The 3,327-nt window shown below is 75.0% G+C and carries 3 protein-coding genes and 1 pseudogene; 3 read left to right on the forward strand and 1 reads right to left on the reverse strand.

The window, feature by feature from the left end:
- A partial coding sequence (locus tag VR44_RS30390; protein ID WP_045950837.1) for a hypothetical protein occupies positions 1-870 on the reverse strand: 870 nt, incomplete at its 3' end.
- 270 nt (positions 871-1,140) lie between these two features.
- On the opposite strand from VR44_RS30390, the pseudogene VR44_RS30395 reads away from it, so the two are divergent.
- From VR44_RS30395 to VR44_RS30405, 3 genes and pseudogenes are all read left to right on the forward strand, one after another.
- A pseudogene (locus VR44_RS30395) lies at positions 1,141-2,000 on the forward strand (Nif3-like dinuclear metal center hexameric protein).
- Positions 1,997-2,740, forward strand: a complete 744-nt coding sequence (locus tag VR44_RS30400) for a CT398-like coiled coil hairpin domain-containing protein (RefSeq protein ID WP_094192017.1) — start codon at positions 1,997-1,999, stop codon at positions 2,738-2,740. Before VR44_RS30395 ends, VR44_RS30400 begins: the two are co-directional and overlap by 4 nt.
- The coding region (locus tag VR44_RS30405) for a reverse transcriptase-like protein (RefSeq protein ID WP_045950836.1) at positions 2,740-3,327 on the forward strand (588 nt) is incomplete at its 3' end. The genes VR44_RS30400 and VR44_RS30405, both read left to right, overlap by 1 nt.

A 3,327-nucleotide genomic window follows, 5' to 3' on the forward strand; every position in this document is an offset into this window, starting at 1 on the left:
CCACAGGGCGAGCCCCGTCCCGCCGACGCGCAGGGCGACCCCGCAGGTCTCCGGCATCAGGATCTGGCCGGGCTGCACCGCGAACGGGTGGGCGTCCTCCAGCCGCAGGCACTCGGGGAAGCGGACCGGCCGGGCGCTGCCCAGCACCCCCCAGCCGAGCCGCGGCTCGCCCGGCGCGTCCGAGCGGATCAGCAGCAGCCCGCTGTCCGGGGCCGCCATCAGCAGCCGGTCGTCACTGTCCTCGGAGATCTGCAGGAGCGGGGTGACCACCCCGCCCCGGGTCAGGTCCACGGCCACGGCCTTGACCCGGCCGTCCTGCTCCCGGTCCAGCGACAGCAGCCGGCCCGCACGGTCCAGCCAGACCCCGCCGGAGCAGCGGCCCGGCAGCACGGCGGCCCGCCGCGGCCCGTCGTAGCCGTGCCCGGCGACCTGCCAGACGGTGGTCTCCCCGTCCCCCACCGCCAGGGCGTAGGCCGCGCTCCCGTCGGGGGAGGGCGGCAGCAGCCGGACCCGCAGCCCCTCCTCGGCCTCGATCCCGCCGAGCCGGCGCTCCCCGGTGCGGGGCCCGGCGCCGGCGCCCGCGGCACGGGGGCCCGTGTACGTACCCGACGGGTAGAGCAGGGCGAACGCGTGCCGGTCGGCGACCCGGCGGTGGATCAGCACCCGCCCGTCGGCCAGCGGCAGCACCTCGCTGTCCGCCTCCTCCGGCTGCGCGAGCGGCAACGGCACCGCGTACGGCTCCGGCCCGCCCAGCGTCCACCGCTCGGGATAGCGGGCCTCACCCTCCCCGGCCAGCCGCGCGGCGTACGCCCCGTCGGTGGTGATCGTGAGGGGGGCGGTCGTGGTCATCTCGGTGGCACAGACAGTCATCCGGCCGTCACCTCCGGGGAGGAAACTAGGTTTCGCACTTCCGGCCGGACAACGCGACCGCGCACGCTTCACACGTACGGGTGGCGGCCCCGCGGTTCTCCGGCACGGGGCGGGGCGGTTGTGCTGTTGATATCGGGGCGATTGCGGTCAGATGAGGTAAACCTTGCCTCAGTGGGGCACGCCGACGGCCCGGGTGACCGGCCACTACCCCCGGCCGCCCCCTGCCCGGGGGACAGGCTGGGCGGTCGCCACGGACGGTAGCCTTGGCCCGTGCCCTCTCTCTCTGAAGTCATCGCCGCGCTGGACGCTCTCTGGCCCCCTCGCGGGCCGAGCAGTGGGACGCCGTCGGCACCGTCTGCGGCGACCCCGACGCCGAGGTCACCCGGGTGCTGTTCGCCGTGGACCCCGTACAGGAGATCGTCGACGAGGCGCTGAAGCTCGGCGCCGACCTGGTCGTCACCCACCACCCCCTCTACCTGCGCGGCACCACCACCGTCGAGGCGGGCACCTTCAAGGGCCGCGTCGTGCACACGCTGATCAAGAACGACATCGCGCTGCACGTCGCCCACACCAACGCCGACACCGCCGACCCCGGGGTCTCCGACGCCCTCGCCGGAGCCCTCGACCTGCGCGTCACCGGCCCCCTCGTGCCCGACCCGACCGACCCGTCCGGCCGCCGCGGCCTCGGCCGGATCTGCGAGCTCGACCACCCCGAGACCCTGCGCGAGTTCACCGCCCGCGCCGCCGCCCGGCTCCCGCGCACCGCGCAGGGCATCCGCGTCGCCGGCGACCCCGACGCCCTGATCCGTACCGTCGCCGTCAGCGGCGGCTCCGGCGACAGCCTCTTCGCGCAGGTCCGCGCCGCCGGCGTGGACGCCTTCCTCACCGCCGACCTGCGTCACCACCCGGTCTCCGAGGCCCGCGAGCAGAGCCCGCTCGCCCTCGTCGACGCCGCCCACTGGGCCACCGAGTGGCCCTGGTGCGAGCAGGCCGCGGCCCAGCTCGACGCCATCTCCGAGCGCCACGGCTGGGGTCTGCGGACCCACGTCTCGCGCACGGTCACCGACCCCTGGACGGCGCACGCGCCGTCCGAAACCACCCCTTCTAGTGTCTCTGGAGCCCCCAACTGAACGCCGAGCCCGCCGACCAGATCCGACTTCTCGACGTCCAGGCCCTGGACGTCCGGCTGTCGCAGCTCGCCCACAAGCGCAAGTCGCTGCCGGAGCACGCCGAGGTCGACTCCCTGACCAAGGACCTCAGCCAGCAGCGCGACCTGCTCGTCGCCGCCCAGACGCAGGCCAGCGACGCCGCCCGCGAGCAGACCAAGGCCGAGCAGGACGTCGACCAGGTGCGCCAGCGCGCGGCCCGCGACCAGCAGCGCCTGGAGTCGGGCGTCGGCATCTCGGCGAAGGACCTGGCGAACCTGCAGAGCGAGGTCGCCTCGCTCGCCAAGCGCCAGGCCGACCTTGAGGACGTCGTCCTGGAGGTCATGGAGCGCCTGGAGGGCGCCCAGGAGCGCGTCACCGAGATCACCGGGCGGGTCTCCGCGCTGGAGTCCAAGCTGGCCGACGCCACCGCGCGCCGCGACGCCGCCACCGGTGAACTGGACGCCGAGGCCGCGAAGACCGCCAAGGACCGCGAGGTCGTCGTCGCCTCCATGCCGGCCGACCTGATGGCCCTGTACGAGAAGATCCGCGTCAAGCAGGGCGGCGTGGGCGCCGCCCGCCTGTACCAGCGCCGTTGCGAGGGCTGCCGCCTGGAGCTCGACATGGCCGAGATCAACGAGATCAAGGCCGCCGCCCGCGACCAGGTCGTACGCCACGACAACTGCGGCCGCATCCTGGTCCGTACGGCGGACTCGGGCATCTGATGCCGCGTTTCGTCGTGGAGGCCGACGGCGGCTCCCGGGGCAACCCGGGTCCCGCCGGCTACGGCGCGGTCGTCCTGGACCCGGTCACGGGGGAGACCCTGGCCGAACGCGCCGAGTTCATCGGCGTCGCGACGAACAACGTCGCCGAGTACCGGGGCCTGATCGCAGGCCTGAAGGCCGCCCGTGAACTGGCCCCCGACGCGGAGGTCCGGGTCCGGATGGACTCGAAGCTCGTCGTGGAACAGATGTCGGGCCGCTGGAAGATCAAGCACCCCGACATGAAGCCGCTGGCGGCGGAGGCCGCGACGGTCCTGCCGCCCGCGCAGGTCACGTACGAGTGGATCCCGCGCGAGCGCAACAAGCACGCGGACCGCCTGGCCAACGAGGCGATGGACGCGGGCCGCCACGGCAGGCAGTGGGAACCCCCCGCCCCCGCGCCCGCCCTCACCCCGGCGGGCCCCCCGGGCGACGCGGCGAAGGGCGCGGCGGCGGTCCGCGCGGCCATGGCCTCCGGCGGTGGCACGAGGACGGGCGCGTCCGGTGCCTCCGTCGGCGCGGCGGGAGCCCGCGCGGCCACGGCCCCCGTC

It is taken from the genome of Streptomyces katrae, from assembly GCF_000966975.1.
Classification (GTDB): Bacteria; Actinomycetota; Actinomycetes; order Streptomycetales; family Streptomycetaceae; genus Streptomyces; species Streptomyces katrae.